The 6,589-nt window shown below is 71.3% G+C and carries 6 protein-coding genes and 2 rRNA genes; 5 read left to right on the top strand and 3 right to left on the bottom strand.

Annotated elements, in window-relative coordinates; translation table 11 throughout:
- The 3 genes from ACAX67_RS17160 to ACAX67_RS17150 all read left to right on the top strand — a co-directional run.
- Nucleotides 1-97, top strand: a 23S ribosomal RNA gene (locus ACAX67_RS17160); the annotation flags it as partial.
- 125 nt (nucleotides 98-222) lie between these two features.
- Nucleotides 223-339, top strand: a 5S ribosomal RNA gene (rrf, locus tag ACAX67_RS17155).
- A 79-nt stretch (nucleotides 340-418) separates the two neighbouring features.
- Nucleotides 419-1,396, top strand: a complete 978-nt coding sequence (locus tag ACAX67_RS17150; RefSeq protein WP_370705084.1) for a tetratricopeptide repeat protein — start codon at nucleotides 419-421, stop codon at nucleotides 1,394-1,396.
- Nucleotides 1,397-1,407: 11 nt separating this feature from the next.
- Here ACAX67_RS17150 and ACAX67_RS17145 read toward each other — a convergent pair whose 3' ends face one another.
- Nucleotides 1,408-2,073 carry a hypothetical protein gene (locus ACAX67_RS17145; protein ID WP_370705083.1) on the bottom strand — a complete coding sequence of 222 codons (666 nt, stop codon included), beginning with the start codon at nucleotides 2,071-2,073 and terminating at the stop codon, nucleotides 1,408-1,410.
- Between the two features lie 56 nt (nucleotides 2,074-2,129).
- On the opposite strand from ACAX67_RS17145, the gene ACAX67_RS17140 reads away from it, so the two are divergent.
- Both ACAX67_RS17140 and ACAX67_RS17135 read left to right on the top strand, forming a co-directional pair.
- The gene (locus tag ACAX67_RS17140; protein WP_370705082.1) at nucleotides 2,130-3,038 is read left to right on the top strand and encodes an alpha/beta fold hydrolase; all 909 of its coding nucleotides are present in this window, start codon (nucleotides 2,130-2,132) and stop codon (nucleotides 3,036-3,038) included.
- 196 nt (nucleotides 3,039-3,234) lie between these two features.
- Nucleotides 3,235-3,744, top strand: coding sequence for a DUF3145 domain-containing protein (locus ACAX67_RS17135; protein ID WP_370705081.1), 510 nt, complete (start codon nucleotides 3,235-3,237; stop codon nucleotides 3,742-3,744).
- Nucleotides 3,745-3,869: 125 nt separating this feature from the next.
- Here the strand turns inward: ACAX67_RS17135 and ACAX67_RS17130 are convergent, their stop codons facing one another.
- On the bottom strand, nucleotides 3,870-5,327 hold the full coding sequence (locus ACAX67_RS17130; protein WP_370705080.1) for an acyl-CoA carboxylase subunit beta: 1,458 nt from the start codon (nucleotides 5,325-5,327) through the stop codon (nucleotides 3,870-3,872).
- Nucleotides 5,328-5,330: 3 nt separating this feature from the next.
- A complete protein-coding gene (locus tag ACAX67_RS17125; RefSeq protein ID WP_370705079.1) occupies nucleotides 5,331-6,587 on the bottom strand; it encodes a beta-ketoacyl-[acyl-carrier-protein] synthase family protein in 1,257 nt (418 codons plus the stop codon).
- Between the last annotated feature and the right edge of the window lie 2 nt (nucleotides 6,588-6,589).

Raw genomic sequence — 6,589 nt, 5'->3', positions numbered from 1 at the left:
GGTGTAAGGCCCCCAACAGACTATTGGGTTGATAGGCCGGAGGTGTACAGCAGCAATGCCCAGCCGACCGGTACTAATAGGCCGAACACTTGCCACACAAACCCCCAACACAACCAACAAACCCAAAATTGGTTTCACGGCCACGTGCAACAGGGTTTCAGCGCATAAAACACTACAAACGCGTCCACTAATCCAACCCCAACACACAGGGGTTAACAGAGTTACGGCGGCCATAGCGACAGGGAAACACCCGGCTCCATCCCGAACCCGGAAGTTAAGCCTGCCAGCGCCGATGGTACTGCAACCGAGAGGCTGTGGGAGAGTAGGACGCCGCCGGACATACTTTGAGTAGAGGCCACCTCCGGGTGGCCTCTACGCTATTTGTACCAACTTCTGAATCTGAAGAGAGTGAGTCGTCGTGGCAGAGCAACGACGGAGCAAGCCGAGCGCGTCCGGAAGCGGACGCGCGGGCGGACCGCGCCGCACGGGTGGGCCCTCCCGCGGCCAGGGCGGCAAGGCCGACCAGGGTGGCAAGGGCGGCCAGGGTGGCAAGGGCGGCCAGGCCGGGCGCGGTCGCACGAGTCGCACCGGTGACGACAAGAGGCGTGACGACCGCGTCGGCGGTCAGCGACGACCCGATCGGGCGAAGGGTCCCGCAGGCAAGGGTCGTCCGAGCGAGAAACCCGCACCCGCCGAGCGCAGTGCCGCCCAGCAGGTCTACGACGGCCCCCCGCTCCCGGACGACGTCACGGGCAAGGAGCTCGCTGCCGACGTACGCGTGCAGCTGAAGAGCCTGCCGGAGAAGCTGGCCCAGCGGGTCGCCCGCCACCTCGCTGCGGCGGGAGCGCTCATCGACGAGGACCCCGAGACCGCCTACCAGCACACGCTCGCTGCGCGGAGCCGCGCACCTCGTCTCGCCGTGGTCCGCGAGGCGGTGGGGGAGTCCGCCTACGCCGCGGGCCACTACGCCGAGGCGTTGTCGGAGCTGCGCGCCGCGAAGCGGATGAACGGCGCGACGGCGTACCTCCCGATCATGGCGGACTGCCATCGTGCGTTGGGCAACGCCAAGCGCGCCCTCGAGCTGGCGAAGAGCCCGTCGGTCGCCCGGTTCCCGACCGCCGCGAAGGCGGAGATGACGATCGTCGAGGCGGGAGCCCGCCGCGACCTCGGACAGCTCGACGCCGCTCTCCGGACACTCGAGCTCTCGCCGCTCAACAGCAAGAGCCGCGAGTCCTGGGTGGTGCGCCTGCGCTACGCCTACGCGGACACGCTCGAGCAGGCGGGCCGCGAGCGGGACGCGTTGAGCTGGTTCCACCGCACCAACGCCATCGACGCCGAGGAGATCACCGACGCCGCGGAACGCGCGGAAGCGCTGGAAGGCCGGCTGAAGGACTGATCGGGCCAGCCTCAGGCGTTGGGCCCGCTGTCCTTCTTGCGGTCCTTCGGCTTGTGCTTGTCCGTCTTCCCCGGCTTGTCGTCCTGTCCGGGGCGTTCGCCGGTGTCGCCGTCGGTCGAGCTGCTGTCGTCGACGGTGCCGGGGGTGCTCTCGGCGAAGGTGAGCTCGGCCCCCGCGATGCCGGCCCGGTCCGACCCCCACTTGATGCCGTCGCGGAACGACACGTCCAGCTGTCCGATCTCGACCGTCCCGGCCTGGCTCGCAGTGACGGCGAGCACGATCGAGTCGTTGTCGGAGAACTCCGCGTCCTCGGCGTCCTCGAGCTTCTTGCACTGACCCGTCGGGTCGGTGGTGACGCTGATCGAACCGTCGACGCAGACCATGGCCTTCGCCTCGACGCCGTCGCTGGGTGACACGTCGATCGACACGTCCGTGAGGCGGAGGGTGCGGTCGAAGTCGTCGCCGACGCCGTACATCTTGATGTACAGCGTCTGACCGACGACGCCGCTGTCCTCGACGGTGCGGTCGGACGTCGAGAGGCCGCCGGGTGTCCGGACGTACCAGACCGCCCAGCCGATCGCCAGGGCGATGATCGCGAGGACCGTGAGGATCCACGGCAGTCGGGAGCGCTGGGCGCGCTTCGCGCGCTGTGGCATCTCGAGCGAGCGTGACGACATGGTCGAACGATAGGACACCGACGGGCGTGCCGCGGCACCGTGCCACACTCAGCGGCATGTCGCATCGAGACCACGTACGGCGGCCGACGCTCGAGGGCAACGTCGCTGTGCGGGACGGGCGCCGGTTCAGCTTCGCCGAGTACGGGTCGCACACCGGCCCGGCGATCGTGTGGATGCATGGCACCCCCGGAGCGCGCCGCCAGATCCCGGTCGAGGCACGCGCCTACGCCGAGGAGCGCGGCCTGCGCATCATCGGCATCGACCGCCCGGGGATCGGGTCGTCGACTCCTCACCTCTATCCCGACGTCCTCGACTGGACCGGCGACCTGGCGCTCCTGCTGGATGCGCTGGGCATCGACGAGGTGCGGGTCATCGGGCTGTCCGGTGGCGGTCCCTACGCCCTCGCCGCCGGCGCCGGCCTTCCCGACCGCGTGCTCGGCGTCGGCGTCCTCGGCGGGGTGGCGCCGACCCGCGGTGTGGATGCTGTGGACGGCGGGCCGATCCAGCTCGCCGTGCGGCTGGCACCGTTGCTCTCGGCCGCCAGGGTGCCGCTCGGCGTCGCGCTGACGACGGCCATCCGCACCGTCAAGCCGCTCGCCGGCGCGGGGCTCGACCTCTACGCGCGCGTGCAGCCGCCGGGGGACAAGAACCTCCTCTCTCGGCCGGAGTTCAAGGCGATGTTCCTCGACGACCTGCTCAACGGCAGCAGGTTCCAGACCTCGGCGCCGGTCGCCGACCTGGTGCTCTTCACGCGCGACTGGGGCTTCGAGCTCGCCGACGTGGCCGTGCCGGTGCGCTGGTGGCACGGGGACGCCGATCACATCGTGCCGTTCCGGCACGGTCGGCACGTGGTGGACCGGCTGCCCGACGCCACCATGACGACCATCGACGGGGAGAGCCACCTGGGCGGGCTGGGAATCGCCGCTGCCGTCCTCGACGAGCTCATGTCGCTCGACGCCGTGTGACTCGGCGTGTGACTCGGCGTGTGACACGTCCGACTTGCCGAAAGGGTGGTCTTCGGGCGTCCCATGAGCCACAATGGGATTCACAACATCACAGGTGTCACTTTCGATCGCTCCACGATCGGCTGACCCTCCGTAGAGACCGCTGGGGAAGGCGTAGCTCGCGCCGGAGGGAAGGGCCAGACCGAGGAGATTCGCGGTGACCAACAGCAACAGTGCAACCAGGGGCGTGTTCTACGTCCACTCTGCGCCGTCCGCGCTGTGCCCGCACGTCGAGTGGGCCGTGGGCGGCGTGCTCGGCGTGCCCGTGAGCCCTCACTGGACGCCCCAGCCCGCGCAGTCCGGCACCTATCGCTGCGAGTTCTCGTGGTCGGGCAAGGCCGGTTCGGCCGCCGCGATCGCCTCGGCGCTCCGCGGGTGGCTGCACCTGCGGTTCGAGGTCACCGAGGAGCCCACGTCGGCGACGGAGGGCGCTCGGTTCTCCTCGACCCCGGACCTCGGCGTCTTCCACGCCGTCACCGGCATCCACGGCGACATCATGATCCCCGAGGACCGGCTCAAGGCCGCCGTGGTCCGTGCGGCACTGGGGGAGACGACGCTCGAGAACGAGATCGACAAGCTGCTCGGCAAGCCGTGGGACGACGAGCTCGAGACGTTCCGGCACGCCGGCGAGGGCGCCCCCGTCCGCTGGCTGCACCAGGTGGTGTAGGCCGGCCCCCACCGGAGGCAGGCACGGCACGGCGTCTCGATACATCTTCGCTCGTGCCTCGCGACAGATCGCCGAGCGGCTCGGGCTCCTCGACGAGCGGGTGGCTCGGGCTGCTCGACGAGCGATCAGAGCGGGATGTTGCCGTGCTGGCCGCGGTGGACGCCGCCCGACTGCACGAAGTCGGCGATCGCGTGGGCGATCGCCTTGCGCGTGGCCCCGGGCTCGACGACCTCGTCGACCACCCCGATCTCGACGGCCTTGTCGACTCCACCGGCGATCCGCTCGTGCTCGGCGGCCAGCTCGGCCTCGACCCGGGGCCGCAGGTCGGCGGAGACCTCGGCGAGCTTGCGGCGGTGCAGGATGCGGACGGCGGCGACGGCGCCCATCACGGCGACCTCGGCGCCCGGCCACGCGAAGACCTTGGTGGCGCCGATGGACCGCGAGTTCATCGCGATGTAGGCGCCGCCGTACGTCTTGCGGGTGACCAGGGTGACCCGGGGCACGACGCACTCGCCGAAGGCGTGGAGCAGCTTCGCGCCACGGCGTACGACGCCGTCCCACTCCTGACCGACACCGGGGAGGTAGCCCGGCACGTCCACGACGACGACCAGCGGCACGCCGAAGGCGTCGCACATGCGCACGAAGCGCGCGGCCTTCTCCGCCGACAGCGAGTCGAGGCAGCCGCCGAGCCGGAGCGGGTTGTTGGCGACGACGCCGACCGTGCGGCCGCCGAGGCGACCCAACGCGGTCACGATGTTGGGTGCCCAGCGCGCGTGCAGCTCGAGCATCGAGTCGTCGTCGAGGACGGCCTCGACGAGCGGGTGCACGTCGTAGGCGCGCTTGGTGTTCTCGGGCAGGTGGTGCGCGAGGTCGCGGTCGTCGACCGCGTCGAGCGCGAGGCTGCCCTGGGCGCCGAGGAGGCTCGCCAGGTCGCGGGCGCGCTGGAGCGCCTCGTCCTCCGTCTCGGTCACCACGTGCACGACGCCGGACCGGCGGCCGTGCGGCTCGGGACCGCCGAGGCGGAGCATGTCGACGTCCTCGCCGGTGACCGACCGCACCACCTCGGGACCGGTGACGAAGATCCGGCCCTCGGGGCCGAGGATGACGATGTCGGTGAGCGCCGGCCCGTAGGCGGCGCCGCCGGCGGCCGGACCGAGCACCACCGAGATCTGCGGGATGACCCCGGATGCCTGCGTCATGACCTGGAAGATCCGCCCGACGGCGTGCAGCGAGAGCACGCCCTCGGCCAGGCGGGCCCCGCCGGAGTGCCACAGCCCGATGATCGGCACACGGTCGACCAGCGCCCGGTGGTAGGCGTCGACCACCACGCGGCAGCCCTCGTCGCCCATCGCGCCACCCATGACGGTCGCGTCGGAGCAGAACGCCACGACGGGCGTGCCGTCGACGGTGCCGACCGCCGCGATCATGCCCGAGTCGTCGTCGGGCGTGATGAGCTCGAGGGACCCCTCGTCGAGGAGCGACCCGAGCCGGGTGACCGGGTTGCGGGGGTCCTCGGCCCGGGGAAGCTTCGCCGGCTTGCCCGAGGCCGTACCGGCACCGGGGCGATGATCGACCGCTGTCATGTCCTAGACCACCGATCCGAAGGCGACGGCGACGTTGGCGCCACCGAAGCCGAACGAGTTGTTGAGGGCCACGATGTCGCCGAGCGGCAGGTCGCGCGGCTTGGTGGCGATGTCGAGCTCGACCTGGGGATCGAGGTCGTCGAGGTTGATCGTCGGGGGTGCGAGCCGGTGGTGCAGCGCCAGCACCGTGGCGACGGCCTCGAGCGCTCCCGCGCCGCCGAGCAGGTGACCCGTCATCGACTTGGTGCCGCTGACGATCACCTCCGAGGCGTGACCGCCGAGCGTCGCGTGCAGCATCAGCGCCTCGGCCACGTCTCCCTGCGGGGTGGACGTCGCGTGCGCATTGACGTGGGCGACCGACGCGGGGTCGATGTCGCCGTCGGCGAGTGCCCGCAGGATCGCGCGGGTGCCGCCGCGGCCCTCCGGGTCGGGCTGGGCGATGTCGTGGGAGTCGGCCGTGATCCCGGCACCGAGGACCTCGGCGTAGATCCGCGCGCCGCGCGCCTGGGCGTGCTCCAGGGACTCCAGCACGACCGCGCCGGCACCCTCGCCGAGCACGAAGCCGTCGCGGGCGGTGTCCCAGGGGCGGGAGACCGTGGTCGGGTCGCCCGGGTTCTTGGACAGCGCCATCATGTTGGCGAACGCGGCGACGGGGAGCGGGTGGATGGCCGCCTCCGTGCCACCGGCCAGCACCACGTCGGCGCGGCCGAGACGGATCTGGTCGGCTGCGAGGGCGATCGCCTCGTTGCCCGACGCGCACGCCGAGACGGGCGTGTTGACCGCGGCCCGGGCGCCGATCTCGAGGCTGATGGTGGCCGCCGGGGCGTTGGCCATGAGCATGGGTACGGCGAGCGGGGAGACCCGTCGCGGACCCTTGGCGAGCATGGCGTCGTAGTTGCTGAGCAGCGTCTGCACGCCGCCGATGCCCGAGGCCATGGCGACGCCGACCCGGTCGCCGTCGAGCTCGTCCGCCGCTTGCGGCACGTCGAGACCGGCGTCGCGCCAGGCCTCCGTGGCAGCGATGAGGGCGAACTGCGACGACCGGTCCAGGCGTCGGGCCCGGACCCGGTCGAGGACGTCGGTGGGCTCGACCGCCGCCACACCGGCGATGCGGACCGGGAGGTCCGCGAACGCCGGGTCCTCGATCGGGCGCACGCCGGACTCGCCGGCGAGCATCCGGTCCCAGGTGGTGGCCGCGTCACCGGCCAGAGGGTTGGTGGTGCCGAGGCCGGTGACGACGACGCGGGTGCGGGCGGTCACGA

Source organism: Nocardioides candidus, assembly GCF_041321175.1.
Taxonomy (GTDB): domain Bacteria; phylum Actinomycetota; class Actinomycetes; order Propionibacteriales; family Nocardioidaceae; genus Nocardioides.
The sequence above is the reverse complement of the archived record's forward strand: the minus strand, read 5'-3'. Positions and strand labels throughout refer to the sequence as shown.

Bases quoted from the DNA above. Each gene is read 5' to 3' on its own strand.
- ACAX67_RS17130 (WP_370705080.1), bottom strand. From the start codon at position 5,327: ATGACAGCGGTCGATCATCGCCCCGGTGCCGGTACGGCCTCGGGCAAG.
- ACAX67_RS17145 (WP_370705083.1), bottom strand. From the start codon at position 2,073: ATGTCGTCACGCTCGCTCGAGATGCCACAGCGCGCGAAGCGCGCCCAG.
- ACAX67_RS17140 (WP_370705082.1), top strand. From the start codon at position 2,130: ATGTCGCATCGAGACCACGTACGGCGGCCGACGCTCGAGGGCAACGTC.